The sequence below is a fragment of the Bradyrhizobium sp. INPA03-11B genome (assembly GCF_040446015.1).
Taxonomy (GTDB): Bacteria; Pseudomonadota; Alphaproteobacteria; order Rhizobiales; family Xanthobacteraceae; genus Bradyrhizobium; species Bradyrhizobium macuxiense_A.
Genome location: NZ_JASGSR010000014.1, coordinates 1 through 23,078 on the forward strand (window position 1 = coordinate 1; position 23,078 = coordinate 23,078).

The 23,078-nt window shown below is 64.6% G+C and carries 22 protein-coding genes; 8 read left to right on the plus strand and 14 right to left on the minus strand.

Annotated features, from left to right (window positions below; genetic code table 11):
• The 7 genes from QMZ05_RS07985 to QMZ05_RS08015 form a co-directional block, all read right to left on the minus strand.
• A partial coding sequence (locus tag QMZ05_RS07985) for a transposase (RefSeq protein WP_353700305.1) occupies positions 1 to 380 on the minus strand: 380 nt, incomplete at its 3' end.
• 76 nt (positions 381 to 456) lie between these two features.
• Positions 457 to 936, minus strand: a complete 480-nt coding sequence (locus QMZ05_RS07990) for a MaoC family dehydratase (RefSeq protein WP_050418862.1) — start codon at positions 934 to 936, stop codon at positions 457 to 459.
• A gap of 11 nt (positions 937 to 947) precedes the next feature.
• A complete protein-coding gene (locus QMZ05_RS07995) occupies positions 948 to 2,672 on the minus strand; it encodes an AMP-binding protein (RefSeq protein ID WP_353700306.1) in 1,725 nt (574 codons plus the stop codon).
• A gap of 153 nt (positions 2,673 to 2,825) precedes the next feature.
• A complete protein-coding gene (mmsB, locus tag QMZ05_RS08000; protein WP_353700307.1) occupies positions 2,826 to 3,713 on the minus strand; it encodes a 3-hydroxyisobutyrate dehydrogenase in 888 nt (295 codons plus the stop codon).
• A 25-nt stretch (positions 3,714 to 3,738) separates the two neighbouring features.
• Positions 3,739 to 4,821: an enoyl-CoA hydratase/isomerase family protein gene (locus tag QMZ05_RS08005; protein ID WP_353700308.1), complete on the minus strand. Its 1,083-nt coding sequence runs from the start codon at positions 4,819 to 4,821 to the stop codon at positions 3,739 to 3,741.
• Positions 4,818 to 5,963 carry an isobutyryl-CoA dehydrogenase gene (locus QMZ05_RS08010; protein ID WP_353700309.1) on the minus strand — a complete coding sequence of 382 codons (1,146 nt, stop codon included), beginning with the start codon at positions 5,961 to 5,963 and terminating at the stop codon, positions 4,818 to 4,820. Before QMZ05_RS08010 ends, QMZ05_RS08005 begins: the two co-directional genes overlap by 4 nt.
• A 121-nt stretch (positions 5,964 to 6,084) precedes the next feature.
• A complete protein-coding gene (locus QMZ05_RS08015) occupies positions 6,085 to 7,581 on the minus strand; it encodes a CoA-acylating methylmalonate-semialdehyde dehydrogenase (RefSeq protein WP_353700310.1) in 1,497 nt (498 codons plus the stop codon).
• A gap of 120 nt (positions 7,582 to 7,701) precedes the next feature.
• Between QMZ05_RS08015 and QMZ05_RS08020 the strand changes: the two genes are divergently transcribed.
• A complete protein-coding gene (locus tag QMZ05_RS08020; RefSeq protein ID WP_353700311.1) occupies positions 7,702 to 8,616 on the plus strand; it encodes a LysR family transcriptional regulator in 915 nt (304 codons plus the stop codon).
• 148 nt (positions 8,617 to 8,764) lie between these two features.
• Here QMZ05_RS08020 and QMZ05_RS08025 read toward each other — a convergent pair whose 3' ends face one another.
• Both QMZ05_RS08025 and QMZ05_RS08030 read right to left on the minus strand, forming a co-directional pair.
• Complete coding sequence (locus QMZ05_RS08025) at positions 8,765 to 9,373, minus strand: TetR/AcrR family transcriptional regulator (RefSeq protein ID WP_353700312.1); 609 nt, start codon at positions 9,371 to 9,373, stop codon at positions 8,765 to 8,767.
• A gap of 60 nt (positions 9,374 to 9,433) precedes the next feature.
• Positions 9,434 to 9,985: a PaaI family thioesterase gene (locus QMZ05_RS08030; protein ID WP_353700313.1), complete on the minus strand. Its 552-nt coding sequence runs from the start codon at positions 9,983 to 9,985 to the stop codon at positions 9,434 to 9,436.
• Positions 9,986 to 10,204: 219 nt separating this feature from the next.
• Here QMZ05_RS08030 and QMZ05_RS08035 point away from each other — a divergent pair, with 219 nt between their 5' ends.
• Complete coding sequence (locus QMZ05_RS08035; RefSeq protein WP_353700314.1) at positions 10,205 to 10,975, plus strand: enoyl-CoA hydratase; 771 nt, start codon at positions 10,205 to 10,207, stop codon at positions 10,973 to 10,975.
• A 72-nt stretch (positions 10,976 to 11,047) separates the two neighbouring features.
• Here QMZ05_RS08035 and QMZ05_RS08040 read toward each other — a convergent pair whose 3' ends face one another.
• Positions 11,048 to 12,628 carry a hypothetical protein gene (locus QMZ05_RS08040; RefSeq protein ID WP_353700315.1) on the minus strand — a complete coding sequence of 527 codons (1,581 nt, stop codon included), beginning with the start codon at positions 12,626 to 12,628 and terminating at the stop codon, positions 11,048 to 11,050.
• Between the two features lie 466 nt (positions 12,629 to 13,094).
• On the opposite strand from QMZ05_RS08040, the gene QMZ05_RS08045 reads away from it, so the two are divergent.
• Both QMZ05_RS08045 and QMZ05_RS08050 read left to right on the plus strand, forming a co-directional pair.
• Complete coding sequence (locus tag QMZ05_RS08045) at positions 13,095 to 15,374, plus strand: FdhF/YdeP family oxidoreductase (protein WP_353700316.1); 2,280 nt, start codon at positions 13,095 to 13,097, stop codon at positions 15,372 to 15,374.
• A gap of 135 nt (positions 15,375 to 15,509) precedes the next feature.
• Positions 15,510 to 15,791 (plus strand): hypothetical protein, encoded by a 282-nt coding sequence (locus QMZ05_RS08050; RefSeq protein ID WP_353700317.1) that lies wholly within the window; start codon positions 15,510 to 15,512, stop codon positions 15,789 to 15,791.
• A 126-nt stretch (positions 15,792 to 15,917) separates the two neighbouring features.
• Here QMZ05_RS08050 and QMZ05_RS08055 read toward each other — a convergent pair whose 3' ends face one another.
• From QMZ05_RS08055 to QMZ05_RS08065, 3 genes are all read right to left on the minus strand, one after another.
• Entirely contained in the window at positions 15,918 to 16,322 is a 405-nt protein-coding gene (locus QMZ05_RS08055) for a hypothetical protein (protein ID WP_353700318.1), read from the minus strand.
• A gap of 369 nt (positions 16,323 to 16,691) precedes the next feature.
• On the minus strand, positions 16,692 to 17,951 hold the full coding sequence (locus QMZ05_RS08060; protein ID WP_353700319.1) for an MFS transporter: 1,260 nt from the start codon (positions 17,949 to 17,951) through the stop codon (positions 16,692 to 16,694).
• A 16-nt stretch (positions 17,952 to 17,967) separates the two neighbouring features.
• Positions 17,968 to 18,156 (minus strand): hypothetical protein, encoded by a 189-nt coding sequence (locus QMZ05_RS08065; RefSeq protein ID WP_353700320.1) that lies wholly within the window; start codon positions 18,154 to 18,156, stop codon positions 17,968 to 17,970.
• A 62-nt stretch (positions 18,157 to 18,218) separates the two neighbouring features.
• Here QMZ05_RS08065 and QMZ05_RS08070 point away from each other — a divergent pair, with 62 nt between their 5' ends.
• The 4 genes from QMZ05_RS08070 (at position 18,219) to QMZ05_RS08085 (ending at position 22,195) form a co-directional block, all read left to right on the plus strand.
• Positions 18,219 to 18,386 (plus strand): hypothetical protein, encoded by a 168-nt coding sequence (locus QMZ05_RS08070; RefSeq protein ID WP_167350138.1) that lies wholly within the window; start codon positions 18,219 to 18,221, stop codon positions 18,384 to 18,386.
• Between the two features lie 111 nt (positions 18,387 to 18,497).
• Positions 18,498 to 19,010, plus strand: a complete 513-nt coding sequence (locus QMZ05_RS08075; protein WP_353700321.1) for a ParB/RepB/Spo0J family partition protein — start codon at positions 18,498 to 18,500, stop codon at positions 19,008 to 19,010.
• Between the two features lie 433 nt (positions 19,011 to 19,443).
• Positions 19,444 to 20,640, plus strand: a complete 1,197-nt coding sequence (locus QMZ05_RS08080; RefSeq protein WP_353700322.1) for an acetyl-CoA C-acyltransferase — start codon at positions 19,444 to 19,446, stop codon at positions 20,638 to 20,640.
• Positions 20,641 to 20,896: 256 nt separating this feature from the next.
• Positions 20,897 to 22,195: an MFS transporter gene (locus QMZ05_RS08085; RefSeq protein WP_353700323.1), complete on the plus strand. Its 1,299-nt coding sequence runs from the start codon at positions 20,897 to 20,899 to the stop codon at positions 22,193 to 22,195.
• A gap of 36 nt (positions 22,196 to 22,231) precedes the next feature.
• Here QMZ05_RS08085 and QMZ05_RS08090 read toward each other — a convergent pair whose 3' ends face one another.
• Positions 22,232 to 23,017, minus strand: a complete 786-nt coding sequence (locus tag QMZ05_RS08090) for an acetoacetate decarboxylase (RefSeq protein WP_353700324.1) — start codon at positions 23,015 to 23,017, stop codon at positions 22,232 to 22,234.
• Positions 23,018 to 23,078 lie beyond the last annotated feature (61 nt).

A 23,078-nucleotide genomic window follows, 5' to 3' on the forward strand; every position in this document is an offset into this window, starting at 1 on the left:
GCGTTCAGGAACTTGGCCGCAATCTCGCCCTCCAGCAGCCGGTCGCGATTCTTCGAGAAGGTCGAATGGTCCCAGACGGGATCGTCCACCCCCAGCCCAACGAACCAGCGGAACAGAAGATCGAGCTCCATTCGCTCCATCAGCTGCCGTTCCGAGCGGATCCCATAAAACGCCTGGAGCAGCATCGCCCGAAGCAACTTCTCCGGTGCGATCGACGGACGACCGAAGTCCGTATAGAGCTTGCCGAACTCCCCAGAAAGGTCGCCCAGCGCCGCATTCGCCAAGTCCCGGATCATTCGCAGCGGGTGATCGATGCGAACCCGAGCCTCCAGGTCCACATAACTGAAAAGCGACCCGGACCGTTCGTCACTTCCCCGCATCGCGTCCCCTAGTCAAATCCCGGTCCTAGAGAATCACGATACGAAACGCTTCGCTACCGACTTCTTCAACAGCCTGCTAGCTGAAATAGATCAGGCCGAGCCAGTCGGCGACCAGCGCGGGCTTGTCCTCGCCCTCGATCTCGACCGTGACGTTGGTGCGCGACAGCAGTTCCTTCGGCTTGCGCAGCGTAGCTTCGGCCAGCACGAAGCGGCCGCGGACACGCTTGCCTGAGCGCACCGGCGAGATGAAGCGCAGCTTGTCGAAGCCGTAATTGACGCCCATCGCGGTGCCCTCGAGCACCGGCATCACCTCGTAGGACATGATGCTGAGCAGCGACATCGTGAGGAAGCCGTGGGCGATCGTGGTGCCGAACGCGGTCTCCTTCTTGGCACGCTCGGGATCGACATGGATGAACTGGTGATCCTCGATCACGTCGGCATAGGTGTCGATGCGGCCCTGATCGAGCAGATGCCACGAGGACACGCCGATCTCCTTGCCGACCATGCCCTGGTAGGTTTCCAGCGACACCGGCGGCTTCTTCCAGACTTCATTCATTGGCTAACCTCCTAACCGGAGGTCCGCACCTTCTGCAGCTCCGGAAATTCTTCCTCGCGGAACTCGACCCCGCGCAACGCATCTGAGCGATTATCGTCATGTTCGAGCCGGCGCAACTGCACCCGGCGGATTTTTCCGGAGATCGTCTTCGGCAGTTCGGTCACGAGCTCGATCTTGCGGATGCGCTTGAACGGCGCGAGCCTCGTGTGCAGGTGCTGGAAGATCGACAGCGCCGTCTCGGGGCTGCGCTCGACACCGGAAACCAGCAACACATAAGCCTTGGGGATCGCGAGCCGGATCGGGTCCGGGCTCGGCACCACGGCGGCCTCCGCCACCGCGTCATGCTCCAGCAGCACGCTCTCCAATTCGAACGGCGAGATGCGGTAATCGGAGGATTTGAACACGTCGTCAGTGCGGCCGACGAAAGTGAGATAGCCCTCGTCATCGGTGAACACGACGTCGCCGCTGCGATAGATCTCGCCGTCGGTGCCGATCAGCCTGCCGTCGTCGCCCTGATAGCCCTGCATCAGGCCCGCCGGCTTGTCGGCACCGAGCAACAGCGTCACCTCGCCCTCCTTGGCGGCGTGGCCGTCACTGTCGGTGACCTGGACGCGATAGCCCGGCAGCGGACGGCCCATCGAGCCGACCTTCACCTTCTGCCCCGGCGAGTTGCCGGCCAGCGCCGTGGTCTCGGTCTGGCCGTAACCGTCGCGGATGGTGAGGCCCCAGGCCGATTTGACCTGGTCGATGATCTCAGGATTGAGCGGCTCGCCGGCCCCGCAGACTTCGCGCAGCGAGACCTTGAAGCTGGCGAGGTCTTCCTGGATGAACATCCGCCACACCGTCGGCGGCGCGCACAGCGTGGTGACGCCGCAGCGGCCGATGATCGAGAGCAGGCCCTTCGCCTCGAAGCGTGGCTGGTTGGCGATGAAGATCGTTGCGCCCGCATTCCACGGCGCGAAGAAGCAGCTCCAGGCATGCTTGGCCCAACCAGGCGAGGAGATGTTGAGATGGACGTCGCCGGGCTGCAAGCCGATCCAATACATGGTCGAGAGATGACCGACCGGATAGCTGCGCTGGCTGTGCCGCACCAGCTTCGGCTTCGCCGTGGTGCCCGAGGTGAAATAGAGCAGCATCGGGTCGTCGGCCTTGGTCGGGCCGTCGGCGGAGAAAGCGTCCGACGCCTTCGCCGCATCCTCGAACGGCAGCCAGCCGTCCTGCGTCTGCTGCGCGCCGACCACGATGCGCACGAGACTGTCGCTGCCGAGCCCCGCGAACTTCGCAACCTGATCCTGGGTGGCGACCACCGCCCTCGCCTTGCCGCGATCGAGCCGGTCGCGCAGTTCATCCGCGGTCAACAACGTGGTCGCAGGGATCACGACGACGCCGAGCTTCATCGCCGCCAGCATGGTCTCCCACAGCGGCACGACATTGCCGAGCAGCAGCAACAGATGATCGCCACGCTTCAGCCCCTGCCCGCGCAGGAAATTGGCGACCTGATTTGAGCGGCGCGACAGCTCGGCGAAGGACAGCTTGGTCTCGTTGCCGCTCGCGGCATCGACGATCCACAGCGCCGGACGGTCGCGGCTGTCAGGCGCGCGCGCCAGCTCGGCATCGAACCAGTCCAGCGCCCAGTTGAACGGCACCGGATCCGGCCAGCGGAATCCCTTCACCGCGGCGTCGTAGTCGGTGCGGTGCTTGAGCAGAAAGGCGCGTGCGTCCTGAAATGTGGTCATCCGGCTTCTCCACATCCGCTGTCGTCATCCTGAGGAGCCGCGAAGCGGCGTCTCGAAGGATGGGCCACAGGCACCGCATCCTTCGAGGCTCGCTGGCGCTCGCACCTCCAGCGACAAAGGCGAAGCCTTTGCGCGGGGATGACGGAACCAATACTACTTCCCAGCGAGGCTGCGAACGTGCTGGATAATTCCGGAAAAGTCGACCCCGCCGTGGCCCGACGCGTCGAAGGTCTTATAGAGCTCTTGCGCATGCTTGCCGAGCGGTGTCACCGCGCCGGCGCCGTTGGCGGCGTCCTGCGCCAACGTCAAGTCCTTCACCATCAGGTTGGAGGCGAAACCCGGCTTGTAATCATTGTTCGCGGGCGACGTCGGAACGGGACCGGGAACCGGGCAATAGGTGGTGAGCGACCAGCACTGCCCTGACGAGGTCGAGGCGACGTCGAACAGCGCCTGGTGCGACAGGCCGAGCTTTTCGGCCAGCACAAAGGCCTCGCCGACCGCGATCATGGAAATGCCGAGGATCATGTTGTTGCAGATCTTGGCCGCCTGCCCTGCACCGCCGGCGCCGCAATGCACGATCTTCTTGCCCATGTTGGCCAGCATCGGCTGCGCCGCCGCGAAGGCCTTGTCGTCACCGCCGCACATGAAGGTCAGCGTCGCGCCCTTGGCGCCGCCGGTGCCGCCGGAGACCGGCGCATCGACCGAAGCCATGCCGTGCTTCGCGGCGAGCGCATGCGCCTGCTTGGCGCTTTCGACGTCGATGGTCGAGCAATCGATGATCAGCGCGCCCTTGGCCATCGCGGGGAGCACCTCGTTCCAGACGCCGAGCACATGCTTGCCGGCCGGCAGCATGGTGATGACGACGTCGGCGCCCTTCACCGCGGCAACGCCGCTCTCGGCGATCGCGGCGCCGTCGCTCTTGGCCTGATCGCGGGATGCAGCGACCAGATCGAACGCGGTCACCTTGTGGCCGGCCTTGACCAGATTGGCCGCCATCGGCCCGCCCATATTGCCGAGCCCGATGAATGCGACGTTTGCCATGGGAAGTCCTCCGCTTGCGACGTTTCTATTTGCTGTCAGGAAATTTCAGTTCGTCGGCGCCGATCTCGGCGAAGTAAGGCGCCAGCATCTCCGCCGTCACGTCCTCGATCCTGGGCGGCGACCATTTCGGATTGCGGTCCTTGTCGATCACGGCGGCACGCACGCCCTCGCGGAAATCGTCGCTGGCGAACACCTCGAGCGCTGCGCGATATTCACGCACCAGGCACTCTTCCAGCGTCGCGGTCGCCCGCGCCAGCCGCAGCAGCTTCAGCGTCACCACCATGCCGCGCGGCGACTTCTCGCCGAGCGTCTTCAGCGTCGCTTGCGCCAGCTCGGAACCGTCGGCCGTCAGCGCCGCGACGATCTCCTCCATCCGGCCGCGCGCGAACCAGCCGTCGATTTTGGCCTGCATCGCGGCAACGGGGCCGGCCTTCTCGTCGGTGGCGAAGCCCGCGATCAGCCGGTCGATCTCGGCCGAGCCGGTGCGAGGGGCAACCTTGGTCAGCGCCTCGCGCAGTGCAGGTAGCTTTGCGCTCGGCACCACGGCGTCGGCAAACCTGGCATAGATCGCATCGGGGCCGTTCATGGTGGTGCCGCTGAGACCAAAATAGGTGCCGATCTCGCCCGGCGAACGCGACAGCAGATAGGTGCCGCCGACATCGGGGAAGAAGCCGAGCCCGACCTCGGGCATCGCGAGCTTGGTCCGCTCCGTTACGACGCGGTGGCGGCTGTGCGCCGACAGGCCGACGCCGCCTCCCATCACGATGCCGTCCATGAAGGCGACATAGGGTTTCGGGAACTGCTTGATCCGCGCGTTGAGGATGTACTCGTCACGCCACAGGATCTTGCCGAGATCACCCTGAACCTTGGAGCTTTCCCAGAGCGCGCGGATGTCGCCGCCGGCGCACAGGCCGCGCTCGCCGGCGCCTTCCAACACGATGACCGCAACGTCGGGATCGGCTTCGAACAGGTCGAGCGCCTTGTCGATGTCGTGGAACATCTCCAGCGTCACGGCATTGATCGCCTTCGGCCGGTTGAGCCGGATGATGCCGGCCGCCCCCTCCTTCCGCGCAATCAGGTCGCCCTCGGCAGCTGCCACATCGTTCATCGTGCGCCCTCGATCAGTTTGCGCGACACGATCAGCCGCATGATTTCATTGGTGCCTTCGAGGATCTGGTGCACGCGCAGATCGCGCACGATCTTCTCGACACCGTATTCGCTTAAGTAACCGTAGCCGCCGTGCAGTTGCAGCGCCTGGTTGGCGACCTCGAAGCCGACATCGGTGCCGAACCGCTTGGCCATCGCGCACAGCATGGATGCGTCGGGATCCTTGCGGTCGAGGGCGGCGGCCGCGCGCCACAGGAAAGTGCGTGCGGCTTCCAGCTCGGTCGCCATGTCGGCGATCTTGAATTGCAGCGCCTGGAATTCGTCGAGGCGTTTACCGAAGGCCTTGCGGTCCTTCATGTAGGCTAGCGCCTTGTCGAGCGCCGCCTGTGCGCCGCCGAGCGAGCACGCCGCGATGTTGAGACGGCCGCCGTCGAGGCCGGCCATCGCGATCTTGAAGCCGATGCCCTCCTCGCCGAGCCGGTTCGCGACCGGCACGCGGGCATTCTCGAAAATGACAGCGCGGGTCGGCTGCGCATTCCAGCCCATCTTGCGCTCGTTATTGCCGAACGACACGCCCGGCGTCTTGCCGTCGATGACGATGGTCGAGACGCCGCCCGGACCATCGCCGCCGGTGCGCACCATCGCCACCAAGAGGTCGGTGCTGCCGGCGCCCGAGATGAACTGCTTCTGGCCGTTGAGCACGTAATGATCGCCGTCGCGCACCGCACGGGTGCGCAGCGCGGCAGCATCCGAGCCGGCGCCCGGCTCGGTCAGGCAGTAGCTGGCGATCAGCTCCATGGTGCAGAGTTTCGGCAACCATGTGTGGCGCTGGGTGTCGTTGCCATAGGCATCGATCATCCAGGACGCCATGTTGTGGATCGAGATGAAGGCGGACGTGGTCGGACAGCCCGTCGCCAGCGCCTCGAAGATCAACGCCGCGTCGAACCGCGTCATCGCCGAGCCGCCGACGTCGTCCTTGATATAGATGCCGCCGATGCCGAGGCCAGCCGCCTCGCGCATCACGTCCACCGGAAAGTGCTTCTTCTCGTCCCACTCGAGCGCGTGCGGCGCGATCTTCTGCGCCGCAAACGCCCGCGCCATGTCGCGAACCGCGATCTGGTCCTCGTTGAGAGCGAACTGCATCGCGCCGCCTACCCTTGTTACCCCGTCGTCATTGCGAGCGAAGCGAAGCAATCCACGTCTCCACACAGGGAAAGAATGGATTGCTTCGTCGCTGCGCTCCTCGCAATGACGGCCCCGGAAATCACTTCATCGTCGGGATCGAGAACTCCGCGCCGTCCTTGACGCCGGACGGCCAACGCGAGGTCACCGTCTTGGTCTTGGTGTAGAAGCGGACCGAGTCCGGACCGTGCTGGTTGAGATCGCCGAAGCCCGACTTCTTCCAGCCGCCGAAGGTGTAATAGGCGATCGGCACCGGGATCGGCACGTTGACGCCGACCATGCCGACGTTGACCTTGGCCGCGAAGTCGCGCGCGGCGTCGCCGTCGCGGGTGAAGATCGCAACGCCGTTGCCGTAGTCATGGTCGGACGGCAGCGCCAGCGCCTCGTGATAGTCCTTGGCGCGCACCACCGAGAGCACCGGGCCGAAGATCTCTTCCTTGTAGATCCGCATGTCCTTGGTGACATTGTCGAACAGCGAACCGCCGAGATAGAAGCCGTTCTCGTAGCCCTGCATCTTGAAGCCGCGGCCGTCGACCGCGAGCGTCGCGCCTTCCTTGACGCCGATGTCGATGTAGCTCTTGACCTTCTCGACCGCCTCGCGGGTCACCAGCGGACCGTAGTCGGCCGACGGATCGACCGAGGTGCCGATCTTGAGCGACTCGACGCGCGGGATCAGCTTGTCCATCAGCCGGTCGGCGGTGGTCTTGCCGACGGGAACGGCGACCGACACCGCCATGCAGCGCTCGCCAGCCGAGCCGTAGCCGGCGCCGATCAGCGCATCGACCGCCTGGTCCATGTCGGCATCGGGCATGATGATGGCGTGGTTCTTGGCGCCGCCGAAGCACTGGCAACGCTTGCCGGTCTGCGCGGCGCGTTCATAGATATACTGGGCAATGGGCGTCGAGCCGACGAAGCCGATCGCCTTGACGTCGGGATCGTCGAGGATGGCGTCGACCGCTTCCTTGTCGCCGTTGACGACGTTGAGGATGCCGGCCGGCAGGCCCGCTTCGATCATCAGCTCGGCGAGCTTCATCGGTACGCCCGGATCGCGCTCCGAGGGCTTCAGGATGAAGGCGTTGCCGCAGGCAATCGCCGGCGCGAACTTCCACATCGGGATCATCGCCGGGAAGTTGAACGGCGTGATGCCGGCGACGACGCCGAGCGGCTGGCGCATCGAATAGATGTCGATGCCCGGGCCGGCGCCTCCGGTGTACTCGCCCTTCATCAGATGCGGGATGCCGCAGGCGAATTCGGCGACCTCGAGGCCGCGCTGGATGTCGCCCTTGGCGTCGGGAACCGTCTTGCCGTGCTCGCGCGCCAAAAGCTCGGCGAGCTTGTCGTAGTCGCGCTGCACCAGCTCGACAAACCTCATCATGACGCGGGCGCGGCGCTGCGGGTTGGTGGCGGCCCATTCCGGCTGAGCGGCTTTGGCGTTCTCGACCGCGGCGCGGACTTCGGCCTTCGAGGCCAGCGCGACCTTGGCCTGGACGTCGCCGGTCATCGGCTCGAAAACGTCTGCGGTACGGCCCGAGGTGCCCTTGACCTCCTTGCCACCGATGAAATGTCCGATCGAGCGCATGGATAAACCTCCCTGAAGGACCTGAATCGCCAGCCGGCCGGCGGGATCACTTTACAAACCCTATTGACCCTGCATTTTATAGGATTCAAGTCCGATAAATTGCACCATAGATGTGCGGAAATGCTGGATCAAGGCGGCGGCACAATCGACTGGGACGACTTCCGCTTCGTGCTTGCCATCGTGCGCGGCGGGTCGGTTTCGGCTGCCGCCAAGCAGCTCGGCGTCGATCATGCCACAGTGATCCGCCGTGTCGACCGGCTGGAGCGCCACCTCTCCGCAAAACTGTTTGATCGCCGCAAGACCGGCTACCTGCTGACCGAGGCCGGCCAGCGCGTCGCCGACAGCGCGGAGGCGATGGAATCGACCATCGTCGCCAACCAGGAGGCGGTCGGCGGCTCCCGCGCGCATCTCACCGGCACGGTGCGGATCGGTGCACCCGACGGCTTCGGCAGTCACTTCCTGGCCTCGCGGCTGGTCAAGTTCACGGAGCGGTATCCCGATCTCGATCTGCAGCTCGTCGCCACCGCGCGGCTGTTCTCGCTGTCCAAGCGAGAGGCCGACATCGCGATCAGCCTGACCATGCCGAAGGAAGGCCGCATCGTCGGCCGCAAGCTGCTCGACTACACGCTCGGGCTCTATGCCGCACCCGCCTATCTGGCGCAGGCGCCCAAGATTGCCGCGCGCGTCGACCTGCCGCGGCACCGCTTCGTCGGCTATATCGAGGAGCTGCTGTTCACGCCGGAGCTGGACTACCTGCCGCAGGTCTCGCCGAAGATCTCCGCGAAATTCCGCAGCGCCAATCTGATCGCCCAGCTCAACGCCACCATCGCCGGCTTCGGCATCGCCGTGCTGCCGCACTTCATGGCATCAGCCCACCCCGAATTGCAGCCGGTGCTGCGCGACGAGGTGCGGATCTCGCGCACCTTCTGGCTTTTGATGCACGCCGACAGCAAGGACCTCGCCCGCATCCGCGCCGTGGCGGATTACATCTACGAGACCGTGGAAGCCGAGCGCGCGCTGTTCAGCGGGGCGTGATCTCTCTCCGTCGTCCCGGCGAAAGCCGGGACCCATTACCCCGAATCTTGATTGCTTGGCTGCGCTGGGGCCACGATCCCCGTCAGAACACGATCCTGTGGTTATGGGTCCCGGCTTTCGCCGGGACGACGTTGGGGAAGCAGGTTGCCTAATTCACCTTCTTCTTCGCCGGCGCCTTCGCCGCCGCGCGTCCCAGCGCCGCCTCGCGGCCCGCGCTCAAAATCTCGTCGGACATTTCGCCGTTGCCGGCGATCCGCGACATCACGATGGCGCCCATCATGGTCGCCAGTGTCGCCATCGCCTGCTTGCGTGCGGTCTTGCGCGGCACGTCCTGGATCTGGTCGGTAATCATGTCGATCATCTGGTCGAGCTTGAGCGCGAAGGCCTTGCGGGTCTTCGGGCTTTCGCGGGCGATCTCGGCGCCGAGCGCCGGGACCGCGCAGCCCTGGCCGGGATCGTCGCGATGGGTTGCCGAAAGGTAGCCGTCGACGATGGTCGAAAGCCGCTTCTCCGGCGCCACCTCCGCGGTGACCTTGCGCCAGCGCTCGGTGGCGCGGTCCATCGCATAATTGAAGGCCTCGATCACCAGCGCCTCGCGCGAGTCGAAATGCGCGTAGAAGCCGCCATGGGTCAGCCCGGCGTCCTTCATCAGGTCGGCGACGCCGATGCCATGGGCGCCCTTCTCGCGCAGCCGCGTTGCGGCCTTCTTCACGATTCGCGCGTGGGTCTCCTGCTTGTGTTCTTTCGAATAGCGCATGCCGATCTCATGGAATGTTTCTAATCATATAATAGCAGACTTGCGCCGGGAATGCTGCAGTTATTTCGTCTTGTTCACCCCCTGGGGTTCCCCGCCGAGCATCGAGAATGTCGCAGTCGCGTGCACCGCAAGATTGCCCCTGCTGTCGCGGACGAAGCCCTCGGCGTAGCTGGTCTGGCGACCGAGCTTGATCACCTTGCCCTCGGCCGAAATGGTTCCGGAACGCACTGAGAGCGGGCGCAGATAGGTCAGCTTGAGGTCGAGCGTGACCGAGGTCTGCCCCGCCGGCAGCATGGTCGAGATCGCGCAGCCCATCGCGGTGTCGAGCAGCGCCGCGGCGGTCGCTCCGTGCAGCAGGCCGATGGTGTTCTCCAGGCTCTCATGCGGATCGAGTTCCATCACGATCCGCCCCTCGTCGACCACGGCCACGCGGAAGCCGATCAGCTTGGCCATCGGCGGCGGCGGCAACACGCCGTCGCGGATCGCACGCATCGCCTCGATCCCGGACATCGGCATCGCCGCCTTTGCCACCGGCCCGGGCGCCTGCCATTCCACCACGCGCGTGCGCGTCAGCTCGGGGGAATGAAGATCTGATGTCTCGGCGGCGGTCATGACGGCTCCATTTATATGATGCATATAATTCTATAGATCGAAGCGGCGCGACGCAACCACAGCGCCAGTGCCTTGACAGGGACGGGGTTTGTCCGGGACATGCAGGAGTCATTCCGGGGCGATGCGCAGCATCGAACCCGGAATCTCGAGATTCCGGGTCTGGTGCTTCGCACCATCCCGGAATGACGTGTCGATCAATTCCTGCGCCGGAACCATTCCATGGACATGCTCAATCCCCACTGCGGCATCGACCGCGACGACAGAGGCGTCGTCCGCCTCACCATCTGCAACGCCGGCAAGCTGAACATCGTCAGTTCGACTGTGACCAACGGCGTGCGCGAAGGCTTTGAGCACCTGGCCGCCGATCCGACCATCCGTGCGGTGATCCTGACCGGCGAAAGCGAGCGCAGCATGATCGGCGGCGCCGACATCAAGGAGATGGCGACGCTCGATCAGAAATCCGCCGAAGCCTTCATCAGCTGCCTGCGCGACCTCTGCGAGGCCGTGCGCAAATTCCCGGCGCCGGTCATCGCCCGCCTGCCCGGCTGGTGCCTCGGCGGCGGCCTCGAGGTCGCGGCCGCCTGCGACGTCCGTATCGCGGCGCATGATGCGATGTTCGGCATGCCCGAGGTCAAGGTCGGCATCCCTTCGGTGATCCATGCCGCGCTACTGCCGCGCCTGATCGGCTGGGGCCGCGCCCGCTGGCTGATGATGACCGCGGAGAACATCGACGCGCCGACCGCGCTCGCCTGGGGCCTGGTCGACACGGTCGCAAAGCCCGGCGGCCTCGACGAGGCCGTCGAGCACACCGTCAAGGCGCTCTTGGAATGCGGCCCCGAAGCGCTGCGGATCCAGAAGGACCTGCTAAGGCAATGGGAAGAGCTGCCGCTGACCGAGTCGGTCAACCTCAGCGTCGGCGTATTCGGGAAATCGTTCCAGACCGGCGAGCCGCAGCGGCTGCTGCAGGGTTTCCTGGATCGGAAGAAATAGGAAATAGGAAGACGCGGATCGAGGCGTTCGGACCTCGATCCGCGTCCTTGTTGGTCCGGATTTCCGTGCGCCTCAGTCGTCGGACTCGACGAAGGGCGGCATGAAGTAGCCGCGCTGGACGCCAAGCTGGAACCGACCGATCGACCGGTAATCACCGAGATTGTTGCTCGGCTGCGGCGTGTTGTAACCGGCGAACACGATCGTCACGGTCCGCTCGTCGGTCAGCACCGCCTGCGGATCGTAGACCCGGCCGCTGAAGAAGTTCGTGGTGTAGCCCTCGCCCGGCGGTACGAAGGGCGCGACTTGCGCGGCCGTCAGGGCGTCTGCGCCATGAACGTTCACGAGCGGCGCATTCAGTGGATACGGCCGCGGGCCGGCGGGATCGACGACCTTGTCCGTGGACAGGATCGGATTGTCGAAGCCGTTGACCACGTGCCACTTCAGGAGATCGCCGGCGCCGCGAACCGGATTGTCGGTTTCGGCGTAGCCGATGAAGTGGAAGCCGTCAGAGTCGTTGTCCAGGCAGTTTCCGGCGCCGAAGAACATGCCGAAGCGCCCGTCATGGATGCGCAGGATGCTGCCGCTGCCGAGCCAGCGAATGCCGTTCAGCGCAACCGTGGTCTGGTCGTTGAGGCCGGTCGCCGCGCCGACGTCGGTGAAGTTCACGCCATCAGACGTCGTTGCAATACGAATCGTGATCACGTCATGGTTGGGCTTCCGCGGCTTCTTGTTGACGAGGTTGGTCAGCGCGAAGGCCGGCGTTGGCGAGCACACCTGGTTGGCCGGGAAACTCTTGTCGCCGGGGGTGAGGCTCTTGGAGACGTAGACGACGGCGGTCTTCTCGCCCATGTGCACGGCGCCGAGAATGGCGTCGGGATCGATCAGGCCGGTGGTCGCGCCCGCGGTGGCCTCGAGCTTGGGATAGCCGCCGGACGCAAGCGGGCTGACAAATCCGAGCTCCGGAAGTCCGAACAGCGAGAAGTCCTCGCCGCGATGCAGCGGATGGACCACGAGCTGATCGCTGTCGATGTGACCATCGGCGCGGTTGAGATGATAGACGCGTTGCTTGCCCTTCACGGACAGCACGAAGGCGTGGCCAAGCCCGTTGTCGCCGGCATTTGCGCTCGACGAGCCGTACGCCGTCTTCACGCCATTGACGTTGACGTTCTGGTTGTCCGGATCGGTCGCATCCCACGGGCAGTAGGGGTTGAGCGCCAGCGCCTTGCCCTTGAACTGCCAGGTCGCGCCCCAATCCGTCGAGATCGCGGCGACCGTCGCCTCCTGCTCATTGCGCGGGCGATAGTCGAACAGGCCTTCGAGGACGGCGCCGCGACGGCGAACGAACGGAAAATAGTAGGGCTGCATCACGCTCTTGCCGTGATTGATCGTGGTCTCGCCGCTCGCCGAGCAATAGTCGGCATAGGGCGTCCCATAGAGGGTCGGATTGTAGGGCGGCGTGAGCGTGCCCGGCGGCACGATGCCGGAAGCGTCGTGATGAAAATGATGTCCGGACTGATGCAGCGTCCACGGTCCGTGTTCGATCACGGATTGTGTCAGGCTGTCCGGAACGTATGAGAGCGTGGAGCCGGCATGGGCGGTCGATGCGACCGCAAGCAAGACACCGGCGGCAGTGCCAAAGAGCAAGCGCGTCATGGAGCTGAGCCTTTTTTGTCAGGGGGGAGCAATACGATAGATCAGGCAATGCGGAGAGCACCCCGCGGAAAATGCGAGGCGGTGCAAGCCGGTCCTAACACCGGGCTCCAACAGATATGTGACGCCGGGATGTCCTCCACAGCCAACGCGAGTGGACTTTGCTCATCGAACGGCGGTCTCGTAGTCCGGATGGAGCGCGGCAAAATTCGGGAGACTTTATCCGCGAGACCACTCCGCCGGATTGCGCAGAGCCTGTCATCGGGCGCGCGTTCGCGCGACCCGTTGGCTTCATCCGGGCTAGGCATCTGACAGACTGTTGACCGCCGAGCCCAGCCAACTAGTCTAACCTCAATCACAAACCAGCCGTCTCGGATCGAGAACGTCGATCTGAGCGCCGGTGCCAAAACCAACGATCAATTTCGGGGCAAACGCACGGGGTCGCCACTCAAAAGCTGCAGGAGGACATATGGTCCAAAAGCGCGACGTTCCCGGTATCCGCCCCTATGATGCTCCGGCCGGCGGCTGGGGCGCCCTCAAGGCCACCGCGGAGGCGGTTCGCACCCAGATGGATCTGGTCGAGGCGCCGATCACGCTGCTGCGGACCAACAAGCCCGACGGATTCGATTGTCCGGGCTGCGCCTGGCCAGACAAGGAACACACCTCCACCTTCCAGTTCTGCGAGAACGGCGCCAAGGCCGTGACCTGGGAGGCGACCAGCAAGCGCGTCACGCCGGAGTTCTTTACCGCGCACACCGTGACCGAGCTGCTCGGCTGGACCGATTTCCATCTGGAGAACGAGGGCCGGCTGACCGAGCCGCTCGCCTATGATGCCGCGAGCGACACCTACCAGCCGATCAGCTGGGACAACGCCCTCGCGCGGATCGGCGAGACGCTGCGCAGCCTGCCCGATCCCGACATGGCCGAGTTCTACACCTCCGGCCGCGCCTCGAACGAAGCCGCTTTCCTGTTCCAGATCTTCGCGCGCGAATACGGCAGCAACAATTTCCCCGACTGCTCGAACATGTGCCACGAGGCGACCAGCGTCGGGCTGCCGCAATCGATCGGCATCGGCAAGGGCACGGTGTCGCTGGACGATTTCGATCATTGTGAGCTGATCATCGCGATGGGCCACAATCCCGGCACCAACCATCCGCGCATGATGGGCACCTTGTGGGAGGTCTCGCGCCGCAGCGTGCCGATCATCGTGTTCAATCCGCTGCGCGAACGCGCGCTGGAGCGCTTTGCCGATCCGCAGGACCCGATCGAGATGGCGACGCTCGGCTCGACCCGGATCGCCTCGACCTACTACCAGCCGAAGGTCGGCGCCGACGCTGCGGTGCTGAAGGGCGTCATGAAGGCGCTCATCGAGAAGGATGATGCGAGCCACGACGTGCTCGATCACGCCTTCATCGCCGAGCACACCAACGGCTTTGACGCGTTCGCCGCCGATCTGCGCGCAACGGCGTGGGACAAGATCGAGACCGTCTCCGGCTTCAGCCGTGCCCAGCTCGGCGAGGTCGCGGCCGCCTACGCGAAGTCCAAAGCCACCATCGTCACCTACGGCATGGGCATCACCCAGCACATGCGCGGCACCGACAATGTGCAGCAGATCGCAAACCTGCTGCTCTTGAAGGGCAATTACGGCAAGCCCGGCGCCGGCATCTGCCCGCTGCGCGGCCACTCCAACGTGCAGGGCAACCGCACGGTCGGCATCACCGAGAAACCCAACATCGCGATGTTCGAGGGCATCGAGCGCACCTTCGGCTTCAAGCCGCCGCGCCATCACGGCCATGACGCGGTCGCCGCGATGGAGGCGATCGACGACGGCCGATCGAAAGTGCTGGTCTGCCTCGGCGGCAATTTTGCCATCGCCCTCCCCGACCCCGAACGCTGCACGTCCGCGATGCGCAAGCTGGAGCTTGCCGTCCACCTCGGCACCAAGCTGAACCGCTCGCATCTCTTGGTCGGCAAGCAGTCGATCATCCTGCCGGTGCTCGGCCGCACCGAGCGCGACATCCAGGCCTCGGGCCCGCAGGTCGTTACCGTCGAGGATTCGATGTCGATGGTGCACGCCTCGCGCGGCAAGCTGACCCCGGCCTCCGAGAATCTGCTTTCGGAATCGGCAATCATTGCCGGCATCGCGATGGCGACATTGCCGGCGAGCAAAGTGCCGTGGGCCGAGCTGATCGCCGATTATGACCGCATCCGCGACGCCATCGAGGGCGTCTTCCCGGACTTCAAGGATTTCAACGCGCGGATCCGGATTCCCGGCGGCTTCCGCCTGCCGCTGCCGCCGACCGAGCGCAAATGGACCACCGCATCCGGCAAGGCCGAATTCCTGATCTTCGACGGCCTCGAGGAGGACCCGGTGCTGGCGGACAAGTCGGTCCTCAAGCTCGCCACCATCCGCAGCCACGACCAGTACAACACCACGATCTACGGCTTGAACGACCGCTATCGCGGCGTGTTCGGCCGGCGCGACGTGCTGTTCGCCAACGAGGCTGATCTCACAGCGCGCGGCCTCGCCCATGGCGACCTCGTCGAGATCGAAACCGCGCTGCCATCCGGCGAGCCGCGCCGTTTGACGCTGACCGCGATCGTCTACGACATCGCCCGCGGCTCGGTCGCCGCCTATTATCCTGAAGCCAACGGCCTCGTGCCACTGGACTATCAGGACAAGGAAAGCGGCACGCCGTCGTACAAGTCGGTACCGGTGCACATCCGCCGCGCCGCGCAGGCGGCATGATCGACACAAAACGCGCGCCTCGTAGCCCGGATGGAGCGCAGCGAAATCCGGGGACGCGTCATCGCGGATCGAGCCGCCCCGGATTACGCTTCGCTTCATCCAGGCTATACTCGCCGCTGACCGAGAGACTGCGCTATGCATGAAGAAACATGGTGGGAAGGACCACTATGCGTCACGCACCCGATAAACGGACGGCGGATCTTCGGGATATGCCACGATGATCAGTGGCGCTGGACCGTGCGGATCAATGGACCGGCATGGCAGGACACACATCTTCACGTCATGGCCTACGCTGGCGCTACTGTCGAACAGGCAAGGGATTTCGCGACCAAGCTCGGGCCGGTCCGCGAGCAAGATGAATCCGAAATCGCTGATGAGCTGCACCGCCAACTTGAGGCTGCCCGCAATTCTTCTTAGGCCATAGGGATCATACGGTCAGCTAGTAGCCCGCATTAGCTCAGCGATCTGCGGGACTGGCCGCCCCAGATGCCGTTTCCCTCATCGGGGGGCTATAGTTGCCTTGGACTCGTGCCGAAATGGTAGTTACGAGCGTGGCGACGCAAGCCAATTGCTGAAAAACTGCTCCTGCGCGGCGACAGAAGCCGGATTCACGTCGGGACCGCTACCAAATATCTCTACAAGATCGCTCATCTTGGCATGCCGGCCCACGGCGAGTTTATAGGCCTTGAGACCTTGGCCCATATCTCTTGCCATCCCCGACGGATATACGTTCAGGCTTGCTCCGTAGCAGAACGGTATGAGGCCATTTTCGGCTAACAGACTGCGAATATCACACAGAGCCTGGAAGAAATCGCTCGCAGTGTGCTCGATGGTTTTGTGTCGGTATTCGCACAGAAGCCTGCAGGCGTCACCCTCATCGAATAATCTGAAGAGAGCTGTTTCCTCATATTGACCGCCAATCAGCCGAATTCTGTGCTGCTCGTCCATGCACATCCTCAATCGGTGGTTCAGTTCTGTGGCCAGTCTTGTAGCTCGGATGAAGTGAAGCGCAATCCGGGACTGCGCGCTCGGCAGGACAGTCGCCCCGGATTTCGCTGCACGTCATCCGGGCTACAAATGCCAAGCCCTCTTGGTGTTTGGGAGTGGCCTGCGCGCGGCAGGAACGTCGCGCAAAAGGCGAGGATGGTCAGAACAAAGCTCACCCAGATGATGTACCTGACGATGTCTCTACCAGTGATCATCACTTCACTTCGGGAGTTATCTTTTAGTATGTAGCCGTAGCCCGCATGAGCGAAGCGACGTGCGGGAATGACTGCCCCGGATTACGCTTCGCTTCATCCGGGTTACGCATTCCCCTCACCTCGCATTCGCCGGCGCGTGCACCGGCCACAGGTCGGCCCGCCAGTGCAGCGCGATCGCGAGCATCGCGATGAAGCCAGCGGCGGCAAGCAGCGTGCCGGTCGCGGTGTAGCCGATCAGGTCGATCAGGCTGCCGGCCGCGAGCAGGCCGAGCGGCAGGCCGTAGATCACCATCATCCGCACGCCCATCACGCGGCCGCGCAGATGCGCGCTGGCGTTGCGCATCAGCATCACCGCGGCCGAGATCATCGACATGCTCTGCGCGATGCCGGCGAGCACCAGGCAGGCCATCGCCACCGGCATGGTTCTGAGCTCGACGAACACCAGCAGCATCGCGTACCAGGCGAGCGTCGCGCCGATCAGGAGCCGCGCGATCCGCACGCCGCCGGCCATGCTGAGGGTGATCGAGCCGATCAGCGAGCCGACCGCAAAGCTCGCGGAGAGATAGCCGAGACCGGTCTGGTCAGTGTGGAAGATGTCGCGCGCGACATAGGGCAATAGCCCGTTGGTCAGCGGAAACGCGGTGAGATTGGCGAGGAAGGCGACGCAGAGCGCAGCGCGCATGCCTGGGCCGCTCCAGGCGTAGACAATGCCCTCCTTGAGGTCGCGCAGCAGTTTCGAGCCCGGCAGGTCGATATCAGACTGATCGGCGGCGCCGTGTGACTTCGGCCGGCCCATGCACAGCATCAGGATCGCGGCGATGAAATAGAAGCTGGCGATCCCGACATACACATAGCCGATGCCGAGCGCGGCGAACAATCCGGCCCCGGTCAAGGCGCCGGCGATGCGCGCCGAATCCTGCGTGGTGCGCGCCAGGCTGATGGCGCCGACCAGTTGCTCCGGCGGCATGATGTCGGCGAGCAGCGCGCCGCGCACGCCGAGGTCTGACGGGCGGATCAGCCCCATGACCGCGACGATGATCATGACGTTGAGCGGTGCCAGATGTCCGGTCAGCGCCAGCGTCATGATGGTCCCGGCGAGCGCGGTATAGGCAAAGCGCATCACGGCGAGCAGATCGCGGTGCCCCATCCGGTCGCCGATCATGCCGACGACAGGCGCGACCAGGGTGCCGACATATTGCAGCGAAGCGAGCACGGTCAGCAGCAGCACCGAGCCGGTTTCGACCATGATGTACCAGCCGAGCACCAGCGTCTCGACCTCGAACGCCCAGGAGGTGAGCAGGTCGGACGGCCATTGGAAGCGATAGCTGCGGATGCGAAACGGTGCGAGCGCGGAGGTCCGCGTGGTCCCGCTCACGACGCGATGACGCGTGTCACGGCGTGTCCTGCCCTTTTCTTGGTTCTTCTGGGTCTTGATTGCAGATATTGATTCTCTTGGGAAAAAGCCCCTGTTCCGGCAGCGTAACGCCGAGGCAGGACGTGTCAATCGAAGCCGCCGCATGCGGCCATGCGCGGTGGTAGCGGCGTGTTGCACTGCCCACCAGCACGCGCTGCCGGAGCATCCGTCTGCTCCGCCCCATGCGATGATGTGCTACAATGCCTGTCCGAGACCGCGGAGGACACCATGACAGCCTTCGAAGTTTTCGCGATCTACGTGACGCCCTTTGTGATCATCGGGATCGCAATCAAGCTGCTGATGAAGCGTTACGCCGTCGATCTGCCCGACGTGCAAAAGCAGGCGGGCTCGGCGCCGAAGCGGCGATTCTTGCTCGGCGCCTGGCGGTCGGATTAGGGCATCAAGTCGAGCGCTTGAGGCCCCGCTCCGATTTACAAGGCTCCAGCCACGGCGTAGCGCTGCATCCTTGAACCTGTTTTGGGTCGCCCCTGAGGAGGAAGTGACAGCGTGCCTGGCCCGGAAAGCCTTCCAATCGACCAGATCTACGTTCCCTTGAAGAAGAGGAAGACCCTCAGGCTTGAGGTCGTTCAAGAGATAGCGGCCAGCATTCTGGAAATTGGACAACAAGTCCCGATTCTCGTTCGGCCGGATGAGAGCCGGCTCGTCTTGCTCGAGGGATTGCATCGGCTCGAGGCCTGCAAAGCGCTGGGCGAGACCACGATTATCGGAGTGCTGGGTTCGGCAGAGACTGCTCACCACAAGGCGCTGCTATCCGACACTGCTGAAACCGAGGCAGAGCGGGACAAGATGGCGCGATTGAAAAAGCTGCGCCTCGAAAAGGAAGCTGCGGATAGATCGACCGCATCCGCGGCTGCAACCATGAAAACCGAATCGATCGAGCTCCGGTCAACGCGTTCCGGCAACAACATCCGCCGAGAGCCCTCCCGCGATCCAGCACCGAAAACGAAAACCTTGTCGGAATGGCTCACGCAGCAAAAGCGCGATGGTGGCCGCTATTGATGGCCGGCCCGTATGTGCCGGCCATGCGCTCCGGCGTCTAGGCGCCCCTGCGCTCATTCAGGCAGCCCAGCCTGCCGCAGCGCGCCCTTCATCTTCTCGAAGTATTCTGGCTGGAAGCCATACATGCGGTAAAAGCTGTCGGCCTCTCACAGCGCATGCAACACATTCGGTGTCGTCCCTGCGAAAGCAGGGACCCATAACCACGAATGGTTATTGGTGCACGACGCCGGAACGACGAGTCCCTTTACTACACCCGCCGCGGCGTATGGGTCCCTGCTTTCGCAGGGACGACAGCGGAGATCGGGGTGAAACATCCCCGCACCAACTCATGCGAACACGACATTTTGTCATGGATGACGCGGTTGCATTTTTTGTGCTGCATCATATGATGCATATAATCCAATCAGATTCCCGCACGGAACGGAGTTCCGCCATGGCATCCAGCACCGATCCCGTCGTCATCCTCTCCGCGGCCCGCACCCCGCTCGGCCGCTTCATGGGCGAGTTGACGCCGCTCGCCGCCCACAAGCTCGGCTCGCATGTGATCGGCGCGGCGCTGGAGCGCGCGAAACTTGCGCCCGAGCGCATCGACGAGGTGTTCATGGGCAACGTGCTGCCCGCCGGCCAGGGCCAGGCCCCTGCCCGCCAGGCCGCGCGCGGCGCGGGGCTGCCGGATGCCACCGGCGCCACCACCGTCAACAAGGTCTGCGGCTCCGGCATGAAGGCGACCATGCTGGCCCACGACATCATCAAGGCGGGCTCGGCCGAGATCGTGCTGTCCGGCGGCATGGAGAGCATGAGCAACGCGCCGTATCTGCTGCAGAAGGCACGCGGCGGCTATCGCGCCGGCCACGACCGCATCATCGACCACATGATGATGGACGGGCTCGAGGACGCCTATGAGACGGGCCGCTCGATGGGCGATTTCGGCGAGGCGACCGCGGAGGCCTATCAGTTCACCCGCGCCGACCAGGACGCTTTTGCGATGGAGACGCTGAGCCGCGCCCGCAGGGCGGTCGAGGGCGGCGCCTTCAAGGCCGAGATCGCACCGATTACGCTTAGCGAGAAGGCCGGTCCGCGCATCATCGCCAATGACGAGCACCCGCTGAAGGTCGATCCGGCCAAGATCCCCGGCCTGAAGCCGGCATTCCGCGCCAACGGCACCATCACCCCGGCCGCCTCCTCGGCCAATGCGGACGGCGCCGCGGCGTTGATCCTGGCAAAGCGCTCGCTCGCGGATCGCAACGGGTTGCCGGTGCTCGCCGAGATCAAGGGCCACGCCACCCACAGCCAGGAGCCGCAGTGGTTCACCACCGCGCCGATCCCGGCGATCAGAAAACTGCTCGACAAGGTCGGCTGGAGCGTCGGCGATGTCGATTTATTCGAGATCAACGAGGCGTTTGCTGTCGTCGCGATGGCGGCGCAGCGCGACCTCGGCATCCCCAGAGACCGGCTCAACATCAACGGCGGCGCCTGCGCGCTCGGCCATCCGATCGGCGCCACCGGGGCGCGGCTGATCGTGACGCTGCTGCACGCGCTGGAGGCGCAGAACCTGAAGCGCGGCGTCGCCGCGCTGTGCATAGGCGGCGGCGAAGCCACCGCCATCGCCGTCGAGCGGGTGACGCACTGACCAGCGCCATCCGTCATTGCGAGGAGCGATAGCGACGAAGCAATCCATACATCCACATGCGCGGATCGATGGATTGCTTCGCTTCGCTCGCAATGACGCGGAGAGATGGCACCCCTCCGGATCGTCCGTCCGGGCGCGACGGGACCGTCCGTGCTTGAGTCCGAAAACGAGGGAACAATGTCATTTTAGACATGGCTCCCTCGTGCCATATTGCGCATCACCAACAGCCCCCTCATTGCATTTGACCTGGACCATAATGATCTCGAACTGGCTTGCTTCCACTCTCGCCCGCCGCAACATCCACTATGGCTGGGTGATGGTCGCCGTGACCTTCCTGGCCGCGCTGATCTCGGCCGGCACCGTCGGCGCGCCCGGCGTCTTCATCGTGCCGCTGCAGAAGGAGTTCGGCTGGTCCACCGCCGAAATCTCCTCGGCGCTGTCGATCCGCTTCATCCTGTTCGGGCTGATGGCACCGTTCGCCGCCGCGCTGATGAACCGCTACGGCCTGCGCAATGTGACGCTGGCGGCGCAGCTGATCGTGGTCTCCGGCCTTGTCGCGTCGCTGGCGATGACGCAGGTCTGGCAGCTCATCCTGCTGTGGGGCGTCGTGATCGGGATCGGCACCGGCATGACCGCGCTGGTGCTCGGCGCGACCATTGCCACGCGCTGGTTCGTGGCGCGGCGCGGCCTCGTGATCGGCATGCTCACCGCGAGCGTCGCGACCGGGCAGCTCGCCTTCCTGCCGCTGCTCGCCACCATCACGGAGCGCCATGGTTGGCGCGTTGCGCTTGGATTCGTCTGCGTCATGCTCGGCATCGCCGCCTTTGCGGTGTTGATGCTGCTCCGCGACCGGCCGAGCGACGTCGGCCTGCGCCCGTTCGGCGATGCGGGCACCGCGCCGCTCCCCGCGCCGCCGCCGGCCAATGCGCCGATCATGGCGGTCGCGCTCGGCACGCTCCGCGACTCCTCGAAATCGTCGGTGTTCTGGATCCTGTTCGCGACTTTCTTCGTCTGCGGCGCCTCGACCAACGGTCTGGTCCAGGTCCATCTGATCCCGATGTGTCTCGATTTCGGCATTCCGCAGGTGCAGGCCGCGAGCCTGCTCGCCGCGATGGGCATCTTCGACTTCTTCGGCACCATCATCTCGGGCTGGCTGTCGGACCGTTACGACAACCGCTATCTGCTGTTCTGGTACTATGGCCTGCGCGGCCTGTCGCTGCTGTACCTGCCTTACTCCGATTTCACGTTCTACGGCCTGTCGCTGTTCGCGATGTTCTACGGGCTCGACTGGATCGCGACCGTGCCGCCGACGGTGCGGCTCACCGCGCAGCGCTTCGGCGCCGAGCGCGCCAATCTGGTGTTCGGCTGGATCTTCGCCGGCCACCAGCTCGGCGCCGGCGCCGCCGCGTTCGGTGCCGGCGTATCGCGCACGGTCTATTCCAGCTATCTGCCGGCGTTCTTCATCGCCGGCGCGCTCTGCGTCTGCGCGGCGGTGATCACGCTCGCGATCGCACGGCCGAAGCCGGCAGCAGAGCCGAAGCCGGCGGCGGCCTGAGGCCGCTGCCCGCCTTGGTCTGTGTCGGCGACAGCTCTACTCCGCCGCAAGGCCGGTCGGCGCAGCCGCCTCGGCTGCTTCCTTGTTGTAGTCGTGCACGACGCGGCCGAACGGCAGCGTCAGATCGGCGATGTAATGATGCGCGCCGACCACGCGCTTGACCGGGAAGTCGGCGACCGGCGCGTTGACGTGCGGCACGAGGTGCAGGCGGCCCGGCCCGATCCACGATCCCTTGACGACGATGTCGGTCAGGTTAATCGCGACCAGCTGGCAGACCTCGAGATGACCGTCGACGCCGGGGATCATCTTCAGATTGACTTGCGTCTTCGACAGCGTGGCGCGGGTGACGTCGCCGTTGCCCGCCATGCTCTCGTGCTTGTAGCCCATCGTGCCCATTGCGACGAGCTGGCCGGCATATTCCAGCGTGCCGGTCAGGGTGTCCTTGACGATCTCGAGCTTGGGATGGGCGTATTTCTTCGGAAAGCCCCAGATCTCGCGGCCGGCCGCGATCGGCGGATCATCGTCGAGATACATCTGGCAGACGAAGTTGACCTCTTCGCCGCGCAGCCGCGCGGGGATCACGAGGCCGGACTCGGTGTAGCTGCCGAAGCCGGAGCTGTCGGGCATCTTGATCCATTCGTAATGCACGATCGCCTGCTCGATCGGCTCCAGCGGCTCAGGCAGGCCGGCGCGGATCAATTCCGGATCGGTCTCATAGGTGATGACGAGGAATTCGCGATCGATGAAGCGGTAGGGACCGGCGGGATAGCTCGGACCGGCGGCCGGCATGGACGGAAGCTTGAGCAGATCTTCCCTGCGCATCGCAATCACCCCCTGTTTTGCAAAGTTTGCGCGGAGGCTAGCGGCCGAGATTGACAGCGAT

Bases quoted from the DNA above. Each gene is read 5' to 3' on its own strand.
- QMZ05_RS07990 (WP_050418862.1), bottom strand. From the start codon at position 936: ATGAATGAAGTCTGGAAGAAGCCGCCGGTGTCGCTGGAAACCTACCAG.
- QMZ05_RS07995 (WP_353700306.1), bottom strand. From the start codon at position 2,672: ATGACCACATTTCAGGACGCACGCGCCTTTCTGCTCAAGCACCGCACC.
- mmsB (WP_353700307.1), bottom strand. From the start codon at position 3,713: ATGGCAAACGTCGCATTCATCGGGCTCGGCAATATGGGCGGGCCGATG.
- QMZ05_RS08005 (WP_353700308.1), bottom strand. From the start codon at position 4,821: ATGAACGATGTGGCAGCTGCCGAGGGCGACCTGATTGCGCGGAAGGAG.
- QMZ05_RS08010 (WP_353700309.1), bottom strand. From the start codon at position 5,963: ATGCAGTTCGCTCTCAACGAGGACCAGATCGCGGTTCGCGACATGGCG.
- QMZ05_RS08015 (WP_353700310.1), bottom strand. From the start codon at position 7,581: ATGCGCTCGATCGGACATTTCATCGGTGGCAAGGAGGTCAAGGGCACC.
- QMZ05_RS08020 (WP_353700311.1), top strand. From the start codon at position 7,702: ATGCTGGATCAAGGCGGCGGCACAATCGACTGGGACGACTTCCGCTTC.
- QMZ05_RS08025 (WP_353700312.1), bottom strand. From the start codon at position 9,373: ATGCGCTATTCGAAAGAACACAAGCAGGAGACCCACGCGCGAATCGTG.
- QMZ05_RS08030 (WP_353700313.1), bottom strand. From the start codon at position 9,985: ATGACCGCCGCCGAGACATCAGATCTTCATTCCCCCGAGCTGACGCGC.
- QMZ05_RS08035 (WP_353700314.1), top strand. From the start codon at position 10,205: ATGGACATGCTCAATCCCCACTGCGGCATCGACCGCGACGACAGAGGC.
- QMZ05_RS08040 (WP_353700315.1), bottom strand. From the start codon at position 12,628: ATGACGCGCTTGCTCTTTGGCACTGCCGCCGGTGTCTTGCTTGCGGTC.
- QMZ05_RS08045 (WP_353700316.1), top strand. From the start codon at position 13,095: ATGGTCCAAAAGCGCGACGTTCCCGGTATCCGCCCCTATGATGCTCCG.
- QMZ05_RS08050 (WP_353700317.1), top strand. From the start codon at position 15,510: ATGCATGAAGAAACATGGTGGGAAGGACCACTATGCGTCACGCACCCG.
- QMZ05_RS08055 (WP_353700318.1), bottom strand. From the start codon at position 16,322: ATGGACGAGCAGCACAGAATTCGGCTGATTGGCGGTCAATATGAGGAA.
- QMZ05_RS08065 (WP_353700320.1), bottom strand. From the start codon at position 18,156: ATGCTCCGGCAGCGCGTGCTGGTGGGCAGTGCAACACGCCGCTACCAC.
- QMZ05_RS08070 (WP_167350138.1), top strand. From the start codon at position 18,219: ATGACAGCCTTCGAAGTTTTCGCGATCTACGTGACGCCCTTTGTGATC.
- QMZ05_RS08080 (WP_353700322.1), top strand. From the start codon at position 19,444: ATGGCATCCAGCACCGATCCCGTCGTCATCCTCTCCGCGGCCCGCACC.
- QMZ05_RS08085 (WP_353700323.1), top strand. From the start codon at position 20,897: ATGATCTCGAACTGGCTTGCTTCCACTCTCGCCCGCCGCAACATCCAC.
- QMZ05_RS08090 (WP_353700324.1), bottom strand. From the start codon at position 23,017: ATGCGCAGGGAAGATCTGCTCAAGCTTCCGTCCATGCCGGCCGCCGGT.